General features: G+C 58.2%; 25 protein-coding genes. 16 read left to right on the forward strand and 9 right to left on the reverse strand.

Features of this window, described 5'->3' with window-relative positions:
* Positions 1-24: 24 nt before the first annotated feature.
* Together IPJ12_03525 and IPJ12_03530 are read right to left on the reverse strand one after the other, a co-directional pair.
* Positions 25-1,200, reverse strand: a complete 1,176-nt coding sequence (locus tag IPJ12_03525) for a diguanylate cyclase (protein ID MBK7646242.1) — start codon at positions 1,198-1,200, stop codon at positions 25-27.
* On the reverse strand, positions 1,142-2,137 hold the full coding sequence (locus IPJ12_03530) for an oxidoreductase (GenBank protein ID MBK7646243.1): 996 nt from the start codon (positions 2,135-2,137) through the stop codon (positions 1,142-1,144). Before IPJ12_03530 ends, IPJ12_03525 begins: the two co-directional genes overlap by 59 nt.
* 120 nt (positions 2,138-2,257) lie before the next feature.
* On the opposite strand from IPJ12_03530, the gene IPJ12_03535 reads away from it, so the two are divergent.
* The 11 genes from IPJ12_03535 to IPJ12_03585 all read left to right on the forward strand — a co-directional run bounded on the left by IPJ12_03535 (position 2,258) and on the right by IPJ12_03585 (position 9,771).
* Entirely contained in the window at positions 2,258-2,767 is a 510-nt protein-coding gene (locus tag IPJ12_03535; GenBank protein MBK7646244.1) for a C40 family peptidase, read from the forward strand.
* A gap of 130 nt (positions 2,768-2,897) precedes the next feature.
* A complete protein-coding gene (locus IPJ12_03540) occupies positions 2,898-3,458 on the forward strand; it encodes an ankyrin repeat domain-containing protein (GenBank protein ID MBK7646245.1) in 561 nt (186 codons plus the stop codon).
* A gap of 225 nt (positions 3,459-3,683) precedes the next feature.
* Positions 3,684-4,388: a leucyl/phenylalanyl-tRNA--protein transferase gene (locus tag IPJ12_03545; protein ID MBK7646246.1), complete on the forward strand. Its 705-nt coding sequence runs from the start codon at positions 3,684-3,686 to the stop codon at positions 4,386-4,388.
* A 3-nt stretch (positions 4,389-4,391) separates the two neighbouring features.
* The gene (locus IPJ12_03550; protein MBK7646247.1) at positions 4,392-5,135 is read left to right on the forward strand and encodes an arginyltransferase; all 744 of its coding nucleotides are present in this window, start codon (positions 4,392-4,394) and stop codon (positions 5,133-5,135) included.
* A complete protein-coding gene (locus IPJ12_03555) occupies positions 5,132-5,806 on the forward strand; it encodes a YbaY family lipoprotein (GenBank protein ID MBK7646248.1) in 675 nt (224 codons plus the stop codon). The genes IPJ12_03550 and IPJ12_03555 overlap by 4 nt, the downstream gene beginning before the upstream one ends.
* Positions 5,790-6,200 (forward strand): hypothetical protein, encoded by a 411-nt coding sequence (locus IPJ12_03560; protein ID MBK7646249.1) that lies wholly within the window; start codon positions 5,790-5,792, stop codon positions 6,198-6,200. Before IPJ12_03555 ends, IPJ12_03560 begins: the two co-directional genes overlap by 17 nt.
* The gene (locus IPJ12_03565) at positions 6,197-7,192 is read left to right on the forward strand and encodes a CapA family protein (GenBank protein ID MBK7646250.1); all 996 of its coding nucleotides are present in this window, start codon (positions 6,197-6,199) and stop codon (positions 7,190-7,192) included. Before IPJ12_03560 ends, IPJ12_03565 begins: the two co-directional genes overlap by 4 nt.
* Before the next feature lie 18 nt (positions 7,193-7,210).
* Positions 7,211-7,660: a MaoC family dehydratase gene (locus IPJ12_03570; protein MBK7646251.1), complete on the forward strand. Its 450-nt coding sequence runs from the start codon at positions 7,211-7,213 to the stop codon at positions 7,658-7,660.
* Between the two features lie 160 nt (positions 7,661-7,820).
* Positions 7,821-8,426 (forward strand): LemA family protein, encoded by a 606-nt coding sequence (locus tag IPJ12_03575; GenBank protein ID MBK7646252.1) that lies wholly within the window; start codon positions 7,821-7,823, stop codon positions 8,424-8,426.
* Positions 8,427-8,432: 6 nt separating this feature from the next.
* Complete coding sequence (locus tag IPJ12_03580) at positions 8,433-9,272, forward strand: YgcG family protein (GenBank protein ID MBK7646253.1); 840 nt, start codon at positions 8,433-8,435, stop codon at positions 9,270-9,272.
* A gap of 4 nt (positions 9,273-9,276) precedes the next feature.
* Complete coding sequence (locus IPJ12_03585) at positions 9,277-9,771, forward strand: TPM domain-containing protein (GenBank protein ID MBK7646254.1); 495 nt, start codon at positions 9,277-9,279, stop codon at positions 9,769-9,771.
* Positions 9,772-9,884: 113 nt separating this feature from the next.
* On the opposite strand, the gene IPJ12_03590 is transcribed toward IPJ12_03585, so the two are convergent.
* Positions 9,885-10,139, reverse strand: a complete 255-nt coding sequence (locus tag IPJ12_03590) for an acylphosphatase (protein ID MBK7646255.1) — start codon at positions 10,137-10,139, stop codon at positions 9,885-9,887.
* 178 nt (positions 10,140-10,317) lie between these two features.
* Between IPJ12_03590 and IPJ12_03595 the strand changes: the two genes are divergently transcribed.
* Complete coding sequence (locus IPJ12_03595) at positions 10,318-12,183, forward strand: potassium transporter Kup (GenBank protein ID MBK7646256.1); 1,866 nt, start codon at positions 10,318-10,320, stop codon at positions 12,181-12,183.
* A gap of 46 nt (positions 12,184-12,229) precedes the next feature.
* On the opposite strand, the gene IPJ12_03600 is transcribed toward IPJ12_03595, so the two are convergent.
* From IPJ12_03600 to IPJ12_03615, 4 genes are read right to left on the reverse strand one after another with little or no spacing between them, the layout of a single operon-like run.
* Positions 12,230-12,796, reverse strand: a complete 567-nt coding sequence (locus tag IPJ12_03600; protein MBK7646257.1) for an SRPBCC family protein — start codon at positions 12,794-12,796, stop codon at positions 12,230-12,232.
* A 23-nt stretch (positions 12,797-12,819) separates the two neighbouring features.
* On the reverse strand, positions 12,820-15,909 hold the full coding sequence (locus IPJ12_03605) for an efflux RND transporter permease subunit (GenBank protein ID MBK7646258.1): 3,090 nt from the start codon (positions 15,907-15,909) through the stop codon (positions 12,820-12,822).
* Entirely contained in the window at positions 15,906-17,030 is a 1,125-nt protein-coding gene (locus tag IPJ12_03610; protein MBK7646259.1) for an efflux RND transporter periplasmic adaptor subunit, read from the reverse strand. The genes IPJ12_03605 and IPJ12_03610 overlap by 4 nt, the downstream gene beginning before the upstream one ends.
* Positions 17,027-18,268, reverse strand: coding sequence for a TolC family protein (locus tag IPJ12_03615; protein MBK7646260.1), 1,242 nt, complete (start codon positions 18,266-18,268; stop codon positions 17,027-17,029). Before IPJ12_03615 ends, IPJ12_03610 begins: the two co-directional genes overlap by 4 nt.
* A 65-nt stretch (positions 18,269-18,333) precedes the next feature.
* Here IPJ12_03615 and IPJ12_03620 point away from each other — a divergent pair, with 65 nt between their 5' ends.
* The 4 genes from IPJ12_03620 to IPJ12_03635 all read left to right on the forward strand — a co-directional run bounded on the left by IPJ12_03620 (position 18,334) and on the right by IPJ12_03635 (position 21,496).
* Positions 18,334-19,023: a response regulator transcription factor gene (locus tag IPJ12_03620; GenBank protein MBK7646261.1), complete on the forward strand. Its 690-nt coding sequence runs from the start codon at positions 18,334-18,336 to the stop codon at positions 19,021-19,023.
* Positions 19,010-20,380, forward strand: a complete 1,371-nt coding sequence (locus tag IPJ12_03625; GenBank protein ID MBK7646262.1) for a sensor histidine kinase — start codon at positions 19,010-19,012, stop codon at positions 20,378-20,380. The genes IPJ12_03620 and IPJ12_03625 overlap by 14 nt, the downstream gene beginning before the upstream one ends.
* 142 nt (positions 20,381-20,522) lie before the next feature.
* Complete coding sequence (locus IPJ12_03630; GenBank protein ID MBK7646263.1) at positions 20,523-21,005, forward strand: ankyrin repeat domain-containing protein; 483 nt, start codon at positions 20,523-20,525, stop codon at positions 21,003-21,005.
* The gene (locus IPJ12_03635) at positions 20,999-21,496 is read left to right on the forward strand and encodes a metal-binding protein (protein ID MBK7646264.1); all 498 of its coding nucleotides are present in this window, start codon (positions 20,999-21,001) and stop codon (positions 21,494-21,496) included. The genes IPJ12_03630 and IPJ12_03635 overlap by 7 nt, the downstream gene beginning before the upstream one ends.
* Positions 21,497-21,611: 115 nt before the next feature.
* Here IPJ12_03635 and IPJ12_03640 read toward each other — a convergent pair whose 3' ends face one another.
* Both IPJ12_03640 and IPJ12_03645 read right to left on the reverse strand, forming a co-directional pair.
* On the reverse strand, positions 21,612-22,874 hold the full coding sequence (locus IPJ12_03640; protein MBK7646265.1) for an NAD(P)/FAD-dependent oxidoreductase: 1,263 nt from the start codon (positions 22,872-22,874) through the stop codon (positions 21,612-21,614).
* Positions 22,871-24,091, reverse strand: a complete 1,221-nt coding sequence (locus IPJ12_03645; protein MBK7646266.1) for an ABC transporter permease — start codon at positions 24,089-24,091, stop codon at positions 22,871-22,873. The genes IPJ12_03640 and IPJ12_03645 overlap by 4 nt, the downstream gene beginning before the upstream one ends.
* Positions 24,092-24,118 lie beyond the last annotated feature (27 nt).

Raw genomic sequence — 24,118 nt, forward strand, 5'->3', positions numbered from 1 at the left:
GCACAACTCACAACGAAGAACGGACTAGTTATTATTTAATTTCCGTTCGCACAAAAGGTACTCAATCTCCGCCACTGGCAAATTCAGTCCCAATTCCTGATTCATCAAGCTCATCAAAGGCAACAGGCGCTCGGCCAGCGACGGCAGATGTGGAATGACCGGCGCCTGCCGATTGGCTTCCAACAATTCCAGCGCATGATGGATTGAAATCGGCCGTGTAGCCGGCAAAATTCCGCCCGATTCTGTTCGATTTCCCCCGGCAAGCATGGCTGCCCGCATCCGTTCCCCTGCCAGATCGAGCAAAGCGCCGGCCGAACTGACGCGATCCGTCGGCACGCTGGCCAATCCAATGCTGACCGTCAGCGCAACCGTCTCTCCCTGAACCGATAACCGCGCCACCTCGACTGCTTCGCGCACACGTTCGGCAAAGGTGGCACAAAAGGCCGGCGCCGTTCCGGGTGAAATGATCGAAAACTGTCCAGCACTAAAATGGCCCAGGCTATCCTCCTGACGCATCTTGCCCGCCAGCATCTTGGCGAAACGATTGCTGACTTCGTCGGCCACATTCGCCCCCAGACGCTCGCGCAATCCGTCAAAGCCGTCAAAACCAAGGACCATCACGCTGACATCAAGGCCATGCCTGGCCGCATGCGACAGCGCCTGTGCTGCCTGTAATTCCAGATATTTTCTTGTAAACAATCCGCTCACCGGATCCTGAACCATCTGCTCGCGACCAGCCTCAAGGTTCTCCTTGGCACTGCTCAAGACCAGCAAGTTATTCAGACGGGTCAGTACCTCGGTACTTCCCGCACCCTTCGTCACAAAATCGGAAACCCCCAGCGTCCTGGCCTTGGCTCGCTCCTCTTCGCTTTCTTCACCGGAAACCAGAATGAACGGCAACTGCTGCAAACGCCGGAGCTTTGACGTACGCACTCTTTCAAGCAACTCGAAGCCGTTCAGCTTGGGCATCTGCAAATCGGAAATCACTGCCCGGATCGAATGATCGACCACCAGTGACTGCCACGCAGCCTCCCCATCACATTCTTCGCGGACTTCGTAATACCCCTTCAAATGCTGAATAAGCGACACCCGGACAACCCGGGAGTCATCAACGATCAGGATACGTGGCAAATCGGCCACGTCAGCCTCCGGCAATTTCCACCACCACTCGTCCCTTGGCGCGCCCGGCGATATAGTCACCAAAGGTAGCCGGCAGGTCATCAAAAGGAATACGACGGGACATTTCAGCCAGATGCGGCGGCCGCAGGTCGCTAGCCAAACGCTGCCAGACGCCACTACGGTATGGTTCCCGGATATAGCCAGAATCCACCCCAAGCAAGGAAACGCCACGAAGGATAAACGGTGCCACAGTAGTGTTCAACGACATGCTTGCAGCCAGCCCGATACTGGCGATCGTACCGCCCTGCTCCATGGTGCTGGCGATCCACGCCAGCACATCGCCCCCCAAGTTGTCGACCGCGCCGGCCCAGCGCGCCCGATCCAGCGGCCTGATTTTTGACAAATCCAGACTCTGCCGCAACATCACCTCTGCCGCCCCAAGGCGGCGCAGGTAGTCAGCCTCGCTCTCTTTTCCGGTCAGCGCGACCACGTGATAGCCGATGCTGGACAGCATATCTACAGCCAGGCTACCAACCCCGCCAGTCGCGCCGGTAACGATCACCGGTCCCTTTTTTGAGCGGAGTCCATTTTCTTCCATGCGCACGATGCCCAGCGCAGCAGTAAACCCAGCTGTTCCCAGGGCCATCGCATCGTAAAGCGACAAGCCGTCGGGCAACGGCACCACCCAATCTCCCGGCACGCGGGCAACTTCGGCGTAGCCACCATGATGCACAACGCCAATGTCGAAACTTGTCGCAATGACCGGATCACCCGGCTTGAAGCGCGCATCGCTACTCTCGATGACCATACCGGAAAGATCGATACCACCGACGCACGGAAAGCGTCGAATGATCTTGCCCGCACCTGTCGCCGCCAGCGCATCCTTGTAATTGATACTTGAGTATGCAACCCGAATCGTGACATCGCCGCTATCCAGCTGACTTTCATTCAGCTGGGCAAAACCACTGCTTACCTTGCCATCGCATTCTTCAATGAGCAATACCTTGAAAGAATCCATAGTTTGCCTCACTCCTCGGGAGGGAAATTGTATTCATAATTACGGAGGATGAACATAGTTACGCTTGGTGATTTTTCTCAGACTTTACAGTTGCTCACTTTTCAAATATATTGCAAAGCTATGCAAAAAACACTTGCCTCCCTTTTTCTTGCCACTTCGCTGCTCGTCGGTGGAGTCACAGCGTCCGTCGCAGCAGAACCAGTCCGCAAGTCAGAAGATCAACAGTCGTTTTTTGAACGTTACACCAACGCCGCGCAGGATGTCATCCTGCAAGGGCTGAAGCTGGTTGGTGTTCGCTATCGTTTCGGTGGCAATGACGAGATTAACGGCCTTGACTGCAGTGGTTTCGTGCGTCTGGTATTCAAGAACAGCATCGGCGCGAGCCTGCCACGCACCGCTCGGGAAATGAGCGAAGTCGGCGAGCAGGTCGACGCCAGCCAACTCAAACCGGGTGATCTGGTGTTTTTCAACACCATGCGCCGCACCTTTTCGCACGTAGGTATTTATCTGGGCGACAACCATTTCTTGCACGCCCCGCGTACCGGCGCTGAAGTTCGTGTCGAAAACATGGATAACAGTTACTGGATGGCGCGTTACAACGGCGCCCGACGAATACTCGAAGGCAACTAATCAAAAGCGGCGTCCATGCCGCTTTTTTTACGCCAAAGAATGGCGTATCAGCGAAGCCTCAAAGCCAGCCAGTTCTCGCCAAAGTGCCTGTAATTGCCTACAATTCCCCGATAGTCGAGAATATTGAAAAATGACCGCCAAGGGAATTACCACAAGCAATTTGATCGAAGCGATCCATGCCGGACGGCTAAGCGCCGTCATCAGCGCACTGGACGAAGGTGCCGATATCGAGACGCCTGACATGCACGGTTGCACTGGCCTCCCTTTGCGCACAGCCTGCTTTGAAGGCAATCTACCCATCATCCGCGAGCTGTTGAATCGCGGTGCCGATGTGAATGCAAGTGCCAGCGATGGACCGGGGGCACCGCTGCGCCTGGCTTTGAGAAAAGGGCATCAGGAAGTGGTTGCCCTGCTGATGCAACACGGTGCCCATATGCCAGACAGCCTTGCAGCCGCTGTCCAGGCTTCTTCTGCGCCAATACCGGACGAGCTCGAAGCGCCAACGCTCCCGGAGAGCAACCCTGACAGCAATATCATCGACTTCACCCATGACGATAGCTTTCTGGTCAGCGATGGTTTGGATACGCCGAGCCAGTTTGGTACGGAAACCAACTTATTAAGTATGGATCTGCTTTTTCTTGACGAAAACGAGGCACACCATGGCTCGTCGCAACCCAAGAAAAATCACTGAGCGCCAGGCCCGTCGATGCTTTTAGTGAGCATTACCATGATCTCGCCGAGGTGTTCAAAGTGCTCGCAGGCATGACCGGCATTGGCAGCTATCCGCTGGCGCAATGACCCAAGCCAGCAAACACTTCTCTTCCAGCATCGAAGGCGACGGTGCTCCTTGCATCCGCCGTCAGGCTGGCGTGTCAGCTCGCGTCACCGCCATCAACAAAGCGTAGGTTGGCGACGCATGATTCCTTGTCTCGGACCACTCGATCCTTTCCCCCCGGTCGAGCAGACCCGGGAAGAAATGGGCGGCCTGCTGGCCTTGGGCGGCGGCTTGCTGCCAGACCGCCTGCTGATGGCGTACCGACAAGGCATTTTCCCCTGGGGTACCGTTGATGGCTTGCCGCTGTGGTATTCGCCCGATCCACGCATGGTGCTGTTTCCGGAAGAATTCCGGCTAACCCGTTCGCTGCGCAAAGCGGTGCGTGCCGGAAAATTCGACGTCCGCTTCGACAGCAACTTCGCAGGCATCATGGATGCCTGCGCGACCACACCCCGCGCTGGCCAGGACGGCACCTGGATCACTGCCGAGATGAAAGAAGCCTATGTTCGCCTGCATGAACTTGGCTGGGCCCATTCAGTCGAAGCTTACGAAGGCGAAACGCTGGTCGGCGGCTTGTACGGACTGGCCATCGGGCGCATGTTTTACGGCGAATCGATGTTCTCGCATCGGACCGATGCTTCCAAGGTCGCTTTCGCGCACTTGGTGGCGTATCTTCTGGACAACGAATTCGGCATGATTGACTGTCAAATGCACACCACGCATCTCGCCTCGCTCGGCGGCCGAGAAATCCCGCGGGATTCTTTTTTGGCGCGATTATCGACGTTGACCGTGGCGGGCACTCCGCGCAGCATCTGGCCCACTCACCCTGCTGATCCGGTCTGGTAGCCCATGTCTCTGCCCGACGACGCTGCGCTCCCGTACTCGCTGCTTCAGTTCTATGCGACTTCACCTTATCCGTGCAGTTACCTGCCGGACCATGAGGCACGCTCGCAGGTCGCCACCCCGGCCCACCTGATCGACAGCCAGATCTACAGCGCGCTGGTCCGCAACGGCTTCCGGCGCAGCGGCATTTTCACCTACCGTCCGCATTGCGACTGTTGCCACGCCTGCGTGCCGGTACGCCTGCCTGTTGCCGAATTGCAACCCAACCGCAGCCAGCGCCGCGCCGCCAAGCACCACGCCAACCTGCGCGCCCGTGAATTGCCGCTGGTATATATCGACGAGCATTACGCGCTCTACAATCGCTATCAGCAAACTCGCCACCCAGGCGGCGGCATGGACGAAGACAGCCACGAACAATACGCCCAGTTCCTGCTGCAAAGCCGCGTCGACACCCGACTGGTGGAATTTTCCGAAGACGGCATTGTGCGCATGGTCAGCCTCATCGACATCCTCGACGACGGCCTGTCGTCGGTCTACACCTTCTACGACCCGGATATCCCGAATGCCAGCTTCGGGACCTACAACATCCTGTGGCAAGTAGCGCAATGCAAGGCCATCGGATTACCCTACCTTTATCTTGGCTACTGGATCGCCGGTAGCCGGAAGATGGCCTACAAAGCCACCTTCCGTCCCCTAGAAGGACTGCAGGACGGCCACTGGACCACCCTGCCCATCCCGGAAAAACCATGAAACTCCACTATCTGCCACTGCTGCTCATTCCCCTCTGTGCGAATGCCGACGAAGAGCGCATCCCCTATACCTGCGATAATGGCAGCCACATCAACATTTCGTTTTTTGCCGATAATTCCGGTCGACCGCAGGCAAGCCTGCATTTCGCCGACGAAACCATTACCCTGCCCCTGGTCCCGTCAGGCGCCGGCGAAGCCCTCTATCGCAACGGCGACATCCGCCTGCACACCAAGGGCGACGACGCCATTTTTGAAGACGGCAAAAGCAACAGGCGCCGCTGCACGCGCGGCAATATGCCGCCGGCCGCATCCCGACCAGCACCGCCCCCCGCCGCTACCAGCAGTTTCATGGAAGTCACCGGCAACATCAGATACCTGACGCGCAATGCGCTCCCATCCGACGCAATCATCACCGTCCGTATCCAGGCAAGCGGCCGCACCTTGGTCGAACAGCGCTATGAGCTCAACGGTGCCCAGGTGCCCATCCCCTTCAGCGCCACCGTTGACCGTGACCTGATCGGCAAGAAAGCCCGACTCACCATCACTGCTCGAATCAGCGCCGGTGGCAAGCTGCGCTTTATCAGCGGCAAGGTTTATCCGGTCATGAAGAACAAGCAGCCTCAACCGGTCGACATCATCCTCAAGCCGGCCGGCCATGCCAAGGCTCACTAACGCGCTGCTCGGCTTCCTGCTAGCAGGAAGCGCGTTAGCGCATGCCGAACCGAATGAGCGCGTCGCCTGCCATCTCAACTACGGTGGCGAAAGCCGGATCGTTGAAGCCCGGCCCACCGCCTCGCCCTACACCGTTGCCCCGGTTGACGTGGGGTCCTACCTTCAGTTCCGCATCGTCTTTCGTACCGAGCCAGCCGATCTGGCCAGCATCAAGCTTTATGCCTACGGCAATTATGAAGACGGCCGTTCACTGATCCAGCAGGCGACCTACAACTATCCGCCGCTGATTCATGATCGCAGCTACGGCTTCACCGGCCTGAACCAAGTCTATGAACCGCGCTACGGACTTGAGCTCGAATACTGGTGCGAACTGAAACAGGAAATTTCAAAATGAGCCGAAATTTCCGGTTGACCGCAGGAAGCGCATTTTTAGCCACGGTTGCCGCAGCCGGGCTATTTTGGTCGGCCAGCGTCCAGGCTGAACCGATGACCCTGATTTTCGCCGGCGACATCATGCTCGACGACGGTCCGGGGCGCTTCATCGCCAAGGGCGGCGACCCACTGGCACCCTTCGCCGCCGTGCTCAAGGCAGCCGACTACCGCATCGCCAATCTCGAATGCCCGATCGCCGAAAGCGGTACGCGCCTCACCCCCAAATTCTTCACCTTCCGCGCCCACCCGCGCACGCTGCCCGTCCTGCAAGGGCGTTTCGACGCGGTCACGCTGGCCAACAACCACACCGGCGACTACGGCACCGACGCCCTGCTCGAAACCATGCGTCGGCTCGACGCAGCCGGCATCGCCCGTTTCGGTGCCGGCAAGAATCTCGCCGAAGCCCACAAGCCGTTGTGGATAGAACACAAAGGCCTGAAAATCGCCGTCCTCGGCTACAACGAATTCATCCCGCGCGCCTTCGAAGCCGGCCCGAATTCACCCGGCACAGCCTGGAGCGAGGACGATCACGTCATTTCCGACATCCGCGCTGCGAAAGCAGCCGGCGCCGACCTCATCATCCCCTTCATGCACTGGGGCTGGGAAAACGAACCCACCCCCACTCAGCGCCTGCAGACCTTCGCCCGCCGCATGATCGACGAAGGTGCCAGCATGGTCGTCGGCAGCCACCCTCACGTCACCCAGGGCGCCGACATCTATCGAGGCAAACCCATCATCTACAGCCTGGGCAATTTCGTCTTCGACGGCTTCGACTTCCCTGAAGCCAAACTCGGCTGGCTGCTCCGCCTCAAGCTGGACAAGACCGGCGTCCTCGAATGGCATACGCTTGCTGCGCAAATCGACAGCGACGGCACGCCGCATCCGGCCCCCGGCGCCTTGACGCCCTGCGGCAAGGCCGGCGACATCGTTGTTTCGCAATGCAAAAACCCCTGAACCCTGAGGAGACGCCCCATGGATACCCGATTTCTTGACGACCTGACCCCGGGCCAGCGTTTTACATCGCCCGGCCTGACCCTGACCGAAGCGGAGATCATCGATTTCGCCTGGCGCTACGACCCCCAGCCCTTCCATCTTGATGCCAATGCAGCCGCAAACTCTCCGTACGGCGGGCTGATTGCCAGCGGATTTCAGAGCCTGGCCATCTGCTTTCGGCTGTTCATCCAGTCCGGCGTCCTGGCCGAGTCGAGCATGGGTTCGCCTGGCATCGATGAACTGCGCTGGCTGGCCCCGGTACGACCAGGCGATACGCTGCACAGCGAGATCGAGGTGCTTGAGGTCAGGCCGTCGAATTCAAAGCCGGATCGCGGCATCGCACGACTGAAATATCACGCCGTCAACCAGCGCGGCGAAGCCGTACTGACCTTTATCGTCAATCACCTGCTGCGCCGAAAAACGGCTTGAATTTCGAGGATCGGCCGGCAGCTATCGGGTTGAGGGCTGGCAATAAAATTTCGTTTTCGGTCATTTTTTCCGGTTGACCGCAGGCATCACGAATCTTTACCTCGCCACAAATATCACGATGGTATGCTGTCCCGCGAACCATTTTTCCGGAGCCACTTCAATGCGCATTCCTCTCTATTCCGTCCTCGTCCTCATCGTCACCCTGCTGTCCGGCTGTGGTTACAACCAGATCCAGATCAATGATGAAGGCGTCAATGCCGCCTGGTCGGAAGTGCTGAACCAGTACAAGCGTCGGGCTGACCTGATCCCCAACCTGGTCGCCACCGTTCAGGGCTACGCCGCACATGAAAAGGAAGTGCTAACCCGCGTCACCGAGGCGCGCGCCAACGTGGCCGGCATGAAGATCACGCCGGAACTGGTCAATGACGAAGCCGCCTTCGCCAAGTTCCAGAAGGCGCAGGGCGAATTGTCCGGTGCCCTGTCCCGCCTGCTCGTCGTCGCTGAAAACTATCCGAACCTGAAGGCAGACGCCAATTTCCGCGACCTGCAAGCCCAGCTTGAAGGCACCGAGAACCGCATCACCGTGGCGCGCAACCGCTACATCGACACGGTGCGCCAGTACAACATTTCTGTTCGCACCTTTCCGAACAACCTGACGGCGATGGTCATGGGCTACAAGCCCAAGGCCAATTTCACGGTTGAAGACGAGAAAGCCATTTCCGCCCCACCCGTGATCAAGTTCGACACCCCGGCAACGGCCAAGTAAACGCGGATGCTGCGCTGGCTTGCCGTCCTGTGCTTTGCGCTACTGCCGCTACTCGGCTGGAGCGCGAACGAAGTGGCGCTGCCGGCGCTGACGGAGCGCGTCACTGATCTGACCGGCACGCTGTCAGCGGAAGATAAAGCTTCCCTGATGGCCAGCCTGACAGCGCTGGAGAAGGACAAGGGCGCGCAAGTCGTCATCGTCATGCTGCCGACCACGCAGCCGGAAGCCATCGAGCAATACAGCATCCGGCTGGCCGAAGCCTGGAAAATCGGGCGCAAGGGCGTCGATGATGGCGTGATCATCCTTGTCGCCAAAGATGACCGAAAAATGCGGATCGAAGTCGGCTACGGTCTGGAGGGCGCGATACCCGACGCCATCGCCAAGCGCATCGTGGCCGAGCAGATGACCCCGCGTTTTCGCGAAGGCGATTTTGCCGGCGGTTTGAAGGCGGCTGTCGCAACGCTGGACAAGGTCATCCGCGGCGAGGCGCTGCCAGCACCCGCAGCGCCTACCACCCGGACAGGCATCGATCCCGGCGACGCAATGACGTTTCTCCTGATAGTGCTCTTCATGGGCGGCGTCATTCGTTCCATGTTCGGCCTGCTTGGGTCGGTGGCCATTTCCGGCGTCGCTGGCTGGCTGGCGTGGACGGTCTTTGCCTCGCTGGGCATTGCCGGCATTGCCGCGCTGCTGGCTTTTGCGCTGTCCTTCATCCGACTTGGTCGCGGCGGCTGGCAATCCGGCGGCGGATTTCCTGGCGGTTTTGGTGGCGGCTCATCGGGCGGTGGCGGATTTTCTGGTGGTGGCGGCGGCTTTGGCGGCGGCGGCGCTTCGGGGGGATGGTGAAACGATGCTGAAACGCCTGCTCAAACATTTGTCAGCGCCCGGTTGGTGGGCCAGACGTGCTTTCCGGGCTGACGATCTGACGGCCATCGGCGCCGCAGTCAAAGCCGCCGAAGCGACACAGCGGGGCGAGATCCGGATTGCCATCGAAGGCGCCCTGCCGCTGCGTTCGCTAGTCGACAAGCAGTCCTGCCGCGACCGCGCCGCAGCACTGTTCGAATCACTGGGCGTGGCCAAAACGCGTGAAGCGAACGGCATTCTCATTTACGTGCAACTGGTCGACCGCCGCGTAGAGATTCTGGCCGACCGTGGCATTGCCGCACTCATTGCCCAAAGCGAGTGGGACGCCCTGTGCCGCAAGATGGAGAAGGCATTTTACGCTGGCGATTACCGGGGCGGCATGCTCGAAGCAATCACTCGCATCAGCCAGTTACTGGGCGTCCATTTCCCGGCAACGGCGGACAATCCGAACGAACTGGATGACGCACCGACAGTGCTTTGAATTCTTTCAATTTTGGCCGTTTTTTCCGGTTGACCGCGCCACTCGCTAGCCCGCAGCGTCAGGCATACTGCTCAGGCGTCACTTCGGTACTTTTGGGGTTCAGCAAAAGCCTTTCAGGCATTCGGTGCCTGCTCAAAGGCGCGAAAATCGCCCTCTCCAATCGCTACATTGACGCGCTGGACAACTGCATGAGTTGGTCCGCGCTGCGCCCAGCCGATCAACTCGAGCACGGCCATTTCCTCACCGATCACCATCGCCTCAACCCGGCCATCGGCCAGGTTGCGAACCCAGCCAAAGATGCCAAGCTTTTTCGCCTGCTCGGTCATCGACCACCGGTAGCCAACGCCCTGCACACGACCTTCGACCATCAGATGACGTCCGATTTTAGCCACATTACGCTCCTTGCCATTCAGTCCTTCAGATCCTGATCTATACCAAAGGTCATGGCAAAGTGCTAGATTCGCAGTCTCGTCAGTCCGCCGTCAGTCTGGACCGGCAAGGTGAACAGCATAAAAAACCAGCGCCAAAGGCGCATCAGGGGTATCAATGTCGTCGCATAACAAGCAAGCCTTACCGGCCATTACGGTCGCCGCCATCGGAGTCGTCTTTGGCGATATTGGCACCAGTCCACTCTATGCCTTGAAGGAAATCTTCAATGGCCATCACCCGATCCCGGTCACGCCTGAAAACATTCTCGGCGTCCTGTCGCTCGTCTTCTGGGCGATCATCGTACTGGTCACCATCAAGTACGTCGCCATCATCATGCGTGCCGATAACCGCGGCGAAGGGGGCTCACTGGCCTTGCTGGCGCTAGTGACCGAGCGTGCCAAGAACCCCAGGCTCTCATGGATCATCACCTTGCTTGGTATCTTCGCCGCCGCGCTATTCTACGGCGACAGCATGATCACGCCGGCGATTTCAGTGCTCTCCGCCGTCGAGGGCATGGAAATCATCACACCCACACTGACGCCCTATGTGATCCCCATCACGCTCGGCATCCTGACCGGTCTGTTCTTTATCCAGAAACGCGGCACGGGTGCCGTCGGCATCTTCTTCGGCCCGGTCATGGTGGCATGGTTCTCCATTCTCGCCGTTCTCGGCCTGATTCAGATTGCGTCCAATCCGGCCGTATTGCTGGCCCTAAATCCACTCTACGCAATGGTTTTCATCGGCACCCAGCCGATGCTCGCCTTCCTTGCCCTTGGCTCCGTAGTCCTGGCAGTAACGGGTGGCGAAGCCCTATATACCGACATGGGCCACTTTGGTCGCCTGCCGATTCGTATTGCCTGGTTCGGCTTTGTCATGCCAGCACTGGTCCTCAACTATTTCGGCCAGGGCGCCTTGCTGCTGATTGATCCGCAAGCCATCGCCAGCCCGTTCTTCCACCTTGCCCCTGACTGGGCCCTGATCCCGATGGTCATCCTGGCGACCGCAGCCACCGTCATCGCGTCGCAAGCCGTCATCTCCGGCGCCTTCTCGGTTGCCCGTCAATCGATCCAGATGGGCCTGCTGCCGCGCATGCAGATCATCCACACGTCAGGTATGGAAGAAGGCCAGATCTACGTCCCCTTCACCAACTGGTCGCTATTCGTTGCAGTGGTCGCCCTGGTCATCGGCTTCAAAAACTCTTCCAACCTGGCCGCGGCCTACGGCATCGCCGTCACCGGCACCATGCTGATCGACACCGTCCTTGTCGCCTTTGTCATGGTTCTGATGTGGAAATGGAACAAGCTGATCGTTGCAGTGGTTGCCGGCTCGCTATTGCTCGTCGATATCGCCTTTTTCGGGGCCAATGTCATCAAGATTCCCGAGGGCGGCTGGTTTCCGCTGGCCATGGGCCTTGTATCGTTCTCCGTACTCACCACCTGGCGGCGTGGACGGCGCATGGTGTCTGAGGAAATGGCCAAGCAGAGCATTCCGATGAGCGATTTTCTGCAGTCGATCGACGATGTTCATCGTATTTACGGCACGGCAGTTTTCATGACCAGCGCCAAGGATGGCGTACCGCCTGCCCTGTTGCACAACCTGAAACACAATCAAGTATTGCATGAACGCGTCGTACTGGTCACCGTGCAAACCACCGACACACCGATTGTCAATGACATGGAGCGCATCTACCTCCACCGCATGCAGAAGGGGTTCATGCGCCTGATCATCCGCTACGGCTTTATGGAAAGCCCGGACATTCCCGGCGCACTGGAACTTTGCAAAGGTCACGGCGAGCGCTTTGACATGATGGAAACGACCTTCTACCTGTCGCGCGAAACCATTGTCCCATCGATGGCTCGTGGCATGACGCCGATCCGCGCCCGCCTCTTTGCCGTGATGTCGAAGAATGCCACCAGTGCCAGCGACTTCTTCCACATTCCGACCAATCGCGTGGTCGAACTGGGTACGCAACTGGTCATTTGATATCAGCCCATGCGCTACATGCCCCGACCGATACGGCGGGGGATGATCAGTGCTGGGTGCGTGGCCGGAGAGTTTGGCGCCGCGCAATCTCACGAGCCAGGGCCGAAAACTGTTCGGCCAGTTCGTGACGCATCAGATTGACGCCCATGCTGGAAGGAATCCAGCGATCCGGAACCACCTCCATCCGGTAGTCGATGCGCGTCCCGCCGGCAACCCCCTGATAGCGCAACTCACTCCGCATGTATTTGGTCGATCCGGACAGTGCCTGAGCCACCAGGCGACCATCGGGAAAGCATTCGATCCGGCGTTCCGATTCGAAGGGGAAGGAAAATGGTCCAAAAACGGCGTTTCCTTGCTGCTGGATACGAAAAATGTTGCCTGAGCGGGAAACGACACGGCTGGATACAAGATTCGGCACAAAATCAGCCATATGCTCGAAATCGGTCAGCACTTCCAGTACCTGTGCCGGCGGAGCAAAGACACGCAGGCTCAGATTGGTGAAATAGGTGCCATCCCGATATTCGACCGCAACGTCTTCATCACTGATCTTGCCAGCGGGGAGATCGTCGCCCCAGGCTACTGCTGGAGCAAATAACACCAGGAAGATGGACATGAGCCGCACTTTTTCTCACGCCATCAATGCAATGCCCTGGCCAACCGGGGGTGCGTTGCCACGAAGTAATAAAGCGCCGGCAACACAAACAAGGTCAGCAAGGTCGCCGAAATCAGGCCACCAATCACGACCAGCGCCAGGGGCCGTTGGGTTTCCGAGCCAATGCCGTGCGACAACGCCATGGGTAGCAGGCCGAGCATGGCCAGCAGCGCTGTCATCAACACCGTGCGCAAGCGCGACAGAGCGCCCTGAAAAACAGACTGGTAGGCGTCCATGCCTTGAAGCTTCAACTGATTGATATAACTGACCATGACCACCCCGTTGAGCACCGCCTGTCCAAACAGCGCAATAAAGCCAATCGCAGCCGATACCGAGAGTGGAATTCCCGAAATCAACAATGCAAATATACCGCCAATCAATGCAAACGGGATATTGCAGATGATAATCAAGGCATCCTTGAAGGACTCGAAGGCATCGAATAGCAGCACGAAGATCACTAGAATCGACAACGGAACGACCAGCATCAGTCGCTTCATGGCGCGTTCCTGGTTCTCGAATTCACCTGACCAGGCGATCGAGTACCCCGGCGGCAATTTGAGGTCCTTGGCGTGATTCTGCATGTCGGCAACGACGCTGCCCATGTCACGGTCACGAATAAAGACGCCAATGGCCACCACGCGCTGCCCCGATTCGCGCGCAATATTCATGGCACCGCTACCCAGCTTGAAATCAACCAGACTGGAGAGCGGCACCTGCGCACCTGACGGAGTTGGCACCAGCACATCCTTGAGCTTGTCTAGCTGGCGCGAAGGCTCGTCGAGGCGCAAAACCACGCTGAAATGACGGTCACCTTCCCACAACTCGGTCGCCGCCTTGCCGGCCATGGCCGTTTCGACGACATCCTGCACGTCCATGACATTGAGCCCGTAGCGGGCAGCGGCAGCACGGTCGATTTCGAGCCGGTATTGCGGCAGGTCGCCATCGCGGTCAATGAACGCACGGAGAACGCCCGGTACGTTGCCGATCTTGTCGAGCAGCTGATTGGCATAGCGTTTAAGTGCTACCGTATCGTCGCCGAACAGCTTGATGACGATCTGGCCGTCAATCTGCGAAATGGACTCGAGAATCTGGTCGCGCACCGGCTGACTGAAGCTTGGCTCGATGCCCGGCACATCGTTCAGCTTGTCCTCCATCTCGCGGATCAGTTGATCTTTGGTCATTCCCTTGCGCCAGGCGCTTTCCGGCTTCAGGTCGACCAGCATTTCAGTCATGTTGATATTCTTCGGATCGGTACCATCCTCCGGGCGCCCCGCTTTGGAAATCGCCGCATTCACCTCCGGAAAGTCCGCAATGATCCGGCGCAACTTGTGCAATTCACTTTTGGCTTCTCCGACCGACACCGAGGTTGGCAAAGTGATGTTGATCCAGATCGAGCCTTCATTCAATTCGGGCAAAAACTCTGTGCCCAGTTGCGGCACCAGTGCCGCCGTAACGGCCAGCGCGGCTAGGGCAACCACCAGCACGCGCCGCGCATTGGCGAGTACCCATTTCAGTGCCGGCTCGTACTTTTCCATGAACCAGTGCATCAACTTCGTTTCTTCGTGCGGCACGTGATTCTTGAATGCGATTTTCGAGAGAAATGGCACCAGTGTCAGCGAGAGAATCAACGATGTAATCAGCGCGGCGACCACCGAGTAAGCCATCGGCGCGAAAATTTTCCCTTCGTGTCGCTGCATGGTGAAGATCGGCAGATGGGCAACCATGATGATGACCATTGAGAACACGGTTGGCCGCCCAATTTCGACGACGGCCTCCTGAATGGTTCGCGACTGCGGTTTGTGACCGCCATCGCGATGTGACTCCCCGAGGCGCCGGAAAATATTCTCGATAACGATCACCGCCCCATCGACAATGATGCCGAAGTCCATGGCCCCCAGGGAAAGCAGGTTGGCGGGAATACCGACCACGGACAATCCGATGAAAGTGCCGAGCAAAGCCAGGGGAATAATCGAGGCAACAATACCTGCCGCCCGAAAATCAGCAAGAAAGAGATACAGAACCAGCGTGACGAGGAAAGCCCCCTCAAGCAAATTGCTGAAAACCGTTTTCAGCGTCTTGCTGATCAACCAGGAACGGTCGTAAAACGGAATGATCTGGACGCCAGGTGGCAACCCGCCAGCATTGAGTGCATCCACCTTGGCCTTAAGTGCATCCAGCGCCATGGATGGATTTTCATCCTTGCGCAACAGTACGATGCCGGACACCACATCGTCCTGATCACCACTGGCATCGCTGATGCCGACAATACCCTGCTCCGGCACACGGGACTCAACCACCTCGGCAAGGTCGCGGACAAGCACCGGTGTGCCTTGGTTCTCGGCAACCACCACCTGACCGATATCGGCCGAGGACTTTAACAGTCCGAGCGAACGGATCAGGAACTGCTGTCTACCTTGCGCCACTGAGCCGCCGCCAGCGTTTGCATTTGCCCTTTGCAAGGCAGAGAACAACTGACCAATAGTCAGCTTGTAATCGCGCAGTTTGGCGAGATTCGGGTGCACCTCGTACTGGCGGATCGGCCCGCCAAACGAGACGACATCTGCAATGCCCGGTACCTGCTTGATCTGGCGGGCAACCGTCCAATCCTGGATAGCCCGCATTTCGGTGGGCTTCAGGCCGGGCGCATCGAGACGGTAACGAAAGATTTCGCCGGTGGCAGTGGCCGGTGGTGCCAGATCCGGTTCGACTCCGGGTGGCAGATCAAGGCCGCGCAAGCGCTCCTCGACTAGCTGACGAGCCACGAACAGGCTAGGCTTTTCGTCGAAGGTAATGACGATAAAGGAGAGCCCGAATTGTGTATGCGAAAACATCCGGATCGAATTCGGTACTCCGGACAAGGCAATTTCGAGCGGAATGGTAACTTGCTTCTCGACTTCTTCCGGCGCCCGTCCAGGATAAAGCGAAATAATCGTGACCTGGGTATCGGTGACATCCGGAAAGGCTTCGATCGGCAATGACCGGAAGGCTGCGACCCCGACGCCAATGAACAGGACCAGCCCGAAAATAATGAACAGCGGCTGGTTAAGCGCGAAATGAACAATCCGCTTGATCATTTAGCTGCCTGTTTATCAGCGATAGCCGGCTTGAAGAATTTGAGCAAATTGAGGTTACCTTCAGTGACTACCCGGTCGCCCTCCTTCACGCCAGCCAGCAGATCGATCCTGCCTTCACGTTCACTTCCCGCCTCAACCTTCTGGCGACGATAGCGCCCGGGGGTTTCCTCAACAAAAACGTAGCGCTTTTCGCCAAGCAGGAAGACGGCCGAGGCCGGCACTCGAAGCGCCTGCGAGGCCGGCAACGCCACCAGCGCATTGACAAACATTTCTCCCTTGAGGCGGCGATCGGCGTTGGACACCTCGCCACGTACCTTGATGGTTCGGGTTGCGGGGTCCACAAAATCGGCGACATGGCGGATCACGCCTTTGAAGCGCTCGCCGGGAAACTGCCTGGACTCGATCAGCAGTGGCTCGCCAGCTTTCAGGTTGGCCAGATCAGCTTCGCCGGCATCAATCTGTATCCACAAGCTGCCTGGATCGGTCACCACGAACAAGGGCGCAGTCGCCTGATCTGCCCGAAACTCCATGCCGGGGTTCAGATTGCGCTCAACCACAACACCAGCCAACGGGCTGCGCAATATATAGGCGCCGTCACCATCACCGCCCAACCCAGCGAGACGCCGACTGGCACGCTGAGCCTCAGCCCTAGCGGCAACCGAAGCCGCCTCTGCCAGTTGCCAGTCCTTTTCGGCAACAACCCCGGCTTCGCGCAATTGTCGATTGCGCTCAAGCGCTTGCGCCGCCACTTGCGCATCTGCCCCGGCCTTGCGTGCATCGGCCAGTGCCTGGCCATAATCGGGCGAATTCAGGACGGCAAGCGATTGGTTGATTTTGACCGCATTTCCGACGTCGACCGCGATACTCTGGACCCGACCACCCAGTTGCGGAAATACCCGTACTGTCTTTTCTTCATTCCAGACCAGACGACCAGGCAAACGGAGCATGCCACCTGTATCACGTTCCACCGCTGCCAACTTGAGAAAAGTGGCTTTATCGGGCTCGGCCAGCGTGGCAATTTCGCCATTCACCTGAATGCTCGCTTCCTTGGCGGCCTCAGGCTCGGCAGTACAGCCGGCAAGCACCAGCAGGATAGTGGACAGAACAAGAGTCAGCTTCATTTGAGTTTCCTGAATTCGGCCTGGATCTGCCAGTCCGACAATGCCTTGGCGTAATCGGCGCGGGCGCTAGCCGCTTCAATTTGTATCTGGCGCAAGGTGCGGCGTGCATCAAGGAGGTCCATCAAGCCCATGGCACCTTTGCTATAGGCTAGCTCTGCTGCCTTGGCGACGCGTTCGGCATCCGTGAGCAAGCCGCTGTCGAGGCGCTTGTATCGATCACGTGCCGAGAGCAGCGCATTCCTTGACTGCGCCACCTGCCCGCTGGCTTGCGCTTGCTGCTGTTCATACTGCAAGCGGGCAACATTAAAATCAGCCTCGGCGCGGGCGATATCGCCCTCATATTCATGCCAGGCGAAGAGCGGAACACTAAAGCCGAAACCGATGCTGTCGCTTGGCGCATTCTGCAGGTTATGCTCTATCTGAAACCCGATGCTCACATCACGCTTCTTTTTCGCACGCGCCAGATCACGATCAGCCTCCGCCGCAAGCACCCGCTTCTGCGCTGCTTCCAGATCCGGGCGCTGCACGAGGGGGGCCTCATTCAGCACTTGCTCCGCCAGCACCGGCCAGTTGTCGACTGCTACCAGTTGCCGGGCATCCGGCTCCCGCCCAATCAGATAAGCCAGCGCCTGTTGCGCCTGCTCCAGTTCGGTTTGCGTCTGCCGGACATCGCTATCAGCACGCGCCTTGTCGATCTGCAGTCGCGAAACATCGACCGGCGCAATGTCCCCCGCCTTCTGCCGCAGCCTCCCTGCGTCCAGGCTCCGGCCATAAAGCTCCGCGGTCTCGTGCGCCAGTACCAGTTTTTCCTGGGCCAAGCGCAGGTTGTAATAGGCATAGCGTAGAACGCCGAGTTGCTGGCGTGCCGTATCATCCAGATCAAAACGGCTTGCCTCCAGCCGGGATTCAGCCCCTTTTATCCGCAGATCCCGCTTGCCGCCACGCTCAACAAGCTGATCAATACGCAAGACCGTATCCAGTTTTTTTTCGCTCCAGCCGCCAGCACCATAACCAGACCACGGACTGATGGAGAGCACATTGAGCGAAACATCCGGATTGGGCCGCTGGCCGGCCACCCTGACATCTGCCGCCGCCCCCGTCACTGCAGCCTGAGCCAGCATAATTTCGCGGCTATGTTGTTGCCAGAGCGCTTCCGCATCCGCCAGTGACAGCGCTATGGAGCCATCTGCATGGCACAAGCACGGAAGCAATAATATTGAAAGCAGTAGACGTCGCATTGATGAATCGTTGAATGGGGAGTGATATCTTATGGAGTTAGCCTGACGAATGACTGACCACCACTATGCATATACTGCTTGTCGAAGATGATGCGCTGCTCGCCGACGGCTTGGCCAGGTCGCTCAGTCAATCCGGCTATCAGGTCGAACTGGCCAGCGATGGGTTAATTGCGGATCGATTGCTCGAATCCAGTGCATTCGATTTGGTCATTCTCGATCTCGGGCTGCCAGGGCTCGATGGCCGCAAGGTCGTGGAGCGGCTGCGCAGACGCAAGCAGACCATGCCCGTCCTTGTTCTGTCAGCACGCATGGACCTCGAAGAACGCGTTCTGCTGCTCAATCTTGGTGCGGACGACTATGTGGTCAAACCGGTTGCATTGGTAGAACTTGAGGCGAGGATGCGCGCCCTGATTCGCCGCACCCAGGCCACCCATGAACCATTTGTCATGTTGGGCCGATTGAAACTCGACACCGACGGCAAGCGTGCCTGGCTTGGCGAGCAGGCGCTTGAGCTAAGCGCTCGCGAATGGGCGGCAGTCGAGTTTCTTGCCAGCCGGGTAAATCGCATTGTCAACAAGGATCAGATCACCCAGGCAATCTATACATGGGATGACGAGATTACCCCCAATGCCATCGAAAAATTCATTTCCCGACTGCGCGTAAAGCTTGAACCAGCAGGTGTCACGATACGGACGGTACGTGGTCTCGGTTACTTCCTGGAAAAGCCTTCCGAAGGCAGTGATGCAGCAAACTAGCCTCCGCTTTCAACTGCTGCGCAGACTGCTTCCCACCATGCTCGCCCTGCTGCTATGCGGGGCTGCGACGGCCTATTGGGTGGCTTGGCGGAGTGCAACGAAAGCCTATGATCGCGCACTTCTAGATACCACATTGGCCATCGCTGATCAGTTGAAGGTCGTTGATGGCAAGCCGCAATTGCCACTGACACAACAAGCTCGCGCAGTCTTGCTGACCGACAAATTTGATCGTATTTTTTACGCCGTTCGCGGCCCCGATGCCGAGGTGATCGACGGCGAACCCGGACTGCCAATGCCGACACTCGAGAGCCCCCGCACGCCTGGCAGCGAGGTCCGCTACTATTTTGACGGTTTCCTGAAAACCGAACCAATTCGTGTTGCCGCATTTCAACTGGAACTGGCCAACCAGACATTTACCGTGCTAGCCGGCGAAACGCTCGTCAAGCGCAATGCGTTGGTACGGGAAATCCTCCTCGGCATGCTGTTGCCCGAACTCCTGTTGACCGTTGCCTGCATCGTTGTCGTGTGGTTTGGTGTTCGCTCGGGCCTGACGCCATTATCAAACCTTCGAAACGAGTTGGCAGCGCGCTCGCAGACTGACCTTAGCCCAGTCCAGGTGGGTGTACCTGAGGAAATGCAGCCGGTCGTCACCGAGATCAACGAGCTCCTGCGCCGCCTGGAGCATTCACTGTCTAGTCAGCGAAATTTCGTTTCCGATGCAGCCCATCAACTGCGCAATCCGATTGCGGCGCTCCAGGCCCAAGTCGAAGCTGCTTCCTGTGAATCCCCGCTGGAAGCCAGCAAAAAACTCGACGGCATCCTGTCAGCCACCCACCGGCTATCGCACCTGATTGACCAGATGCTAGCCCTGGCCCGTGCCGAACCGACGCCGGCACAAACCTATGCCGATATCGCGCTCGAAGACGTAGTGAGACAAGTGGCAGAAACCTGGCTCCCGGTAGCCATTCGCAAACAAATCGATCTCGGCTTTGAACTATCACCCGTTCTTGTTCATGGAAACGCCCTGCTCTTGCAGGAAATGCTGGGGAATCTGCTCGACAACGCCATTCGCCATACGCCAGAAGGCGGATCTATCACCGTTAGCTGCGGACATGATGCCGAGGAGGCCTGGATCGCCGTCGAAGACAGCGGCATCGGCATTCCGGAAACCGAATACGAACGCGTATTTGAGCGCTTCTACCAACTCCCCGAGAACTCAAGAGAGGGCAATGGACTGGGTTTGGCGATCGTTCAAGCAATTGCAAGCCAACACGGCGGAATGGCAACCGCTGGTCCAGCCAACAAGTTGGGCGGCGTTTGCTTCAAGGTCACTTTGTGCTCGTCGCAGCAGCGCTAAGCACTTTGACAATTCTGTGAGTATGCCTATTGCCTTCAGTGCCTGGTACCACATTTGTGGGGTGCTGAAACTAGCGTAGATCAAGGCTGTCAGATTAACTAAAGGTAAAAATCGCATGAATCAAACTTTTGGAATGATTTCGATGAAACGATTGCTCCCTTGGCTGGTAATTTTCTGCGTAGTGCTCCAACCCCTGTCAGGCGTCGCCGAGGTAACAAGCTACGATCATGCGATCCACGACGCGGCTCGCTCCGGCTCTGGTAGTGACGTGCGGCGCCTGCTCAAGGCAGATCCAAAACAGCGGGATGTGCGGACAGCAATGGGTTCTACACCGTTGCATCTGGCGGCTACCAATCCGGATCTATCGGCCATGAAAGCCCTGATTGAAGCAGGCGCTGATGTCATGGCCCGAGACAATGATGGCGCAACCCCCTTGCACATGGCGGCCTACTCCAGCCGCCCTAAAAACACGCAACTGATGCTCGAAGCAGGCGCCGACCCGATGGCCAAAACAGATAACGGCCGCGACGCCGGCTCAATGGCGCGCAAGGTAAAAGCCGACGAAGCGGCCGGCGTTATTTCCTTATGGGTACTCAAGGGCTGCAAGGCTGGAAAGCCATGCTGAGAAAGCTCGTTTTTCTACTCCTCACCCTGCTGTCTGCAGACGGCATGGCTGAGCCACCAGCATTTGCCCCTGTCGAAGTGTTTACGCCGACAGTTTGCCTGACGTGCATAGAATGGGCCGAACACCTGCGCCAGAATGGCTTTACGGTGAAAGTGACGCCGACCGACGACATGGATGCCCTCAAACGTCGCCTGAAAGTCCCCAAGGATATGGAGTCAGTGCCCAGCGCTACAGTCGCCGGCTATTTCATCGAAGGACATGTGCCAGCCGAGGACATCAAACAGTTGCTGATCGAGAAGCCACGCGCCTTGGGCCTGGCTGTTCCCGGACTGCCTCAGGGCGCGCCAGGCCGGGAATTTTCAAATCCAACCTGTGAAACAGCGTGCACGATGCTCGACAAGGATAGCGTTGAGCAACCCGTACGTCGCGAATTTTTCGAAACTTTTCTGGTTGACCGCAATGGAATTCCGTCTCGATTTGCACGCCACTAACTAACAGCGCCATTTTACAGAACAGCCAGGTACGCAGGTTGAAGTTTGACCAAGGCATGGTCAGTCCGCTTAACGTAATTGCTCATCAGCTCCGCGTATCCAGGCTTTTGATATTTCAGGGGCGCAGGAAATCCCGATAAATGGTTTCGGCCCAAGCAACATCCTCGCCATCCGGATTTGGATTACGCACCTGCTTGACCTGCTGCAACAGAAAGCCATCACCACGTTGCCGATAGGTGGTTTCGATACGCGTTTGCTCGTCTGGATCGATATTGCTCGACACGTGGCAAACGCTTTCCGGCAATAATCCCGGCGAGGTTTTACCCACGGCACGTTCAGCAATTTGCTGGGCCACAATCGCCCCCATTCGGTTAGCCAAGTGCCCGGTCTTCGGGTAGTACCCGAAAAGCGGCGAAACCAATCCAGCGGCGTCGCCGATGATGAAAATCCTTTCGTCAGCCACGCTGCGAAAATTGAGTCCCCCCTGATCGGCCCATCCACTGGCTCTACCCGTATCATCGTGGCGGATCAACCCGGCCTGCCAAAGCAGATCAGCCGCCTCCTGCGGTGGGCACAGTAGCGCCTCGTCGAAGCGGATATCATCTATTTCAGTCGACACCGTCTTACGCACAGGGTCAATTTGCTGGACACTGGCGTGGTCCACATAAGTGATCTGGTCCTTGAAACGTTCGAGCAAGATTGACCGGAACGCCGGCATTATCGGGTTGGGGTCGATGATGATCAGTTTGCCCGGTATCTTCTGGGTTTTCAGCCACCAGCCGATCAGCATTGCCCGCTCGTACGGCGCAGGCGGGCAACGATAAGGCGCGGGAGGGATGGTCATCAACAGGTCGCCGCGCTTGAAAACTGCGAGCCGCTTTTTTACCGCAGACAGGTCAGCGGCATTGACCATGGCGCCACCATAGTGTTGCTGCAACTCAGCCACGGTCGACACGTCATTGACTTGCCAGGCACTGAAGTTCTCGCGAATGCCAGGCGCCAGCACCAGCCAGTCGTAGGGTAGCCGGCCCGCGCTGGTGGTAGCTACCCGCTGTGTGCGATCAATATTTTCGACGCTGGCCTGCACAAAGCGATAACTTCGAGCCGCAGCCAACGTGGCGTAGTCGTGCCGTTCAATGCTGCTGATACCGCGATCAACCAACCAGCGATTGCTCAGCGCGAACGACGAGAATGCCGGCTGTCGATCGACAAGCACAACGTCAAGTGCCGGTGCCAGGCGCTTCAAATGGCTGGCTGCAGAGAGACCGCCCCAGCCGCCACCCACAATCAGCACTCGCTCACCAGCGGCGGCACGAAGCGGCCGAACCAGAGGCAACAGACCAGCGGCAACAAGAAACTGTCGACGTCCGGATTTCATTGGTAGCGCAAGGCCTCAATCGGATCGAGCTTGGCGGCCTTTTGCGCCGGATACCACCCGAAGAAAATACCGACACCGGCGGCCACGGCAAAGGCAATCAGCGCCGCACTCCCGGAAATGACAATGACCATGCCGGTGAACATATTGATGCCGAGCGCCACGCCCAGTCCGAGGAGCAGGCCGAGCAGGCAGCCGGCAAATGAAATCATCACGGCTTCGAGCAGAAACTGGCTGAGGATGTCTTTTTGCCGGGCGCCGATCGCCATGCGGATACCGATTTCACGCGTCCGTTCGGTCACTGAAACAAGCATGATGTTCATGATGCCGATGCCGCCGACGAGCAGCGAAATCGAGGCGATGGCGCCGAGCAGGATGGACATGGTACGCGTCGTTTCCGCTTCGGATTCGGCCGCCGCTGACAGGTTGCGCGTGAAGAAATCGTCCGGCATGCCTTCGCGCAAGCGGTGGCGCTGGCGGAGCAGCGCAGTCGTGCTGTCCATGACTCGCGGCATGTTATCGGGCGAATCTGCCTGCACCATGATCATGCGTACCGAGCCGAGGAAGGGCGTTCCGAAAACCTTGCGCTGGGCGGTCGACAGCGGAATGATCACCGTATCGTCCTGGTCGCGGCCGTCAAGGCTCTGCCCCTTGCTGCCCAGGACACCGATGACGATGAACGGATTTTGCTGGATGCGCATCGTCTTGCCGACCGGATCGTCCGCACCGAAGAGGTTTTCGGCGACCGTCTTGCCGATGATCGCCACCCGCGTTGAAGAGCGCACGTCGGAATCCCCGAAGCCGGCGCCATTGACGATGCTCCAGGCTCTGGCCTCAAGGTAGGAAGGCGTCGTGCCGATCACCTGCGAACTCCAGTTTTGCGAACCATAGACCAGTTGCCGTGTGCCCTGATGGGTCGGCGCAACGTTAACCACGCCGTCGAGCTCGCTAATCGCCTCGGCATCCGACACATTAAGCGAGGGCGCCCCGGCTGAACCGCTACGCACACCCGCTGCAGTGAACGAGCCCGACAGCAGGATGAACAGGTTGGAACCCATGGTGCTGATCGTTTGCTGCACGGCATACTGCGCGCCCTGCCCGATGGCCATCATGATGACGACGGCGCCGACACCGATCACCATGCCTAGCATGGTCAGCGCCGAGCGCATGCGGTTGGCACCCATCGCCAGCCAGGCTTCGCCGAGCATGGCCTTCAGCATGAAAAATTCTTCTCTGTGCCGGTTTCA

The organism is Betaproteobacteria bacterium (assembly GCA_016709965.1).
GTDB classification, from domain to species: domain Bacteria; phylum Pseudomonadota; class Gammaproteobacteria; order Burkholderiales; family Rhodocyclaceae; genus Azonexus; species Azonexus amarohabitans.